Here is a 353-nt window from a genome sequence, read left to right as displayed (position 1 = left end):
ATGGCACCCTGCTGCCGATCCCGGACAGTGCCGCCAACCTTACGGTCTTCACCCGCCAGCGACTCGGCAACGGCATCTCGGGATACCCGCAACTACGGCTGGCCGCACTGGTGGCCTGCGGCACCCGGTCGGTCATCGGGGCCGTGTTCGGACCCGCCACGACCGGTGAGCTGGACTACGCCCGCCGCCTGGCCGCGCATCTACAGACCGGGATGCTCCTGCTGGGCGACCGGAACTTCGCCGCCACCGACCTGCTCAACCAGCTGGCCGCCACCGGCGCCGACCTGCTGGTGCGCTGCAAGTCCGGCCGGAACCTGCCCGCCGTGGCCCGCTGCCGGGACGGCTCCACCCTG

At 72.0% G+C, this 353-nt stretch carries 1 protein-coding gene; it reads left to right on the top strand.

Annotation, left to right across the window (positions count from 1 at the left end; all coding sequences use genetic code 11):
- Window positions 1-353 (top strand): transposase (locus E1286_RS47415; protein WP_165970264.1); only part of this gene is annotated, 353 nt, incomplete at both ends.

The sequence above is a fragment of the Nonomuraea terrae genome (assembly GCF_004348995.1).
Taxonomy (GTDB): domain Bacteria; phylum Actinomycetota; class Actinomycetes; order Streptosporangiales; family Streptosporangiaceae; genus Nonomuraea; species Nonomuraea terrae.
The sequence above is the reverse complement of the archived record's forward strand: the minus strand, read 5'-3'. Positions and strand labels throughout refer to the sequence as shown.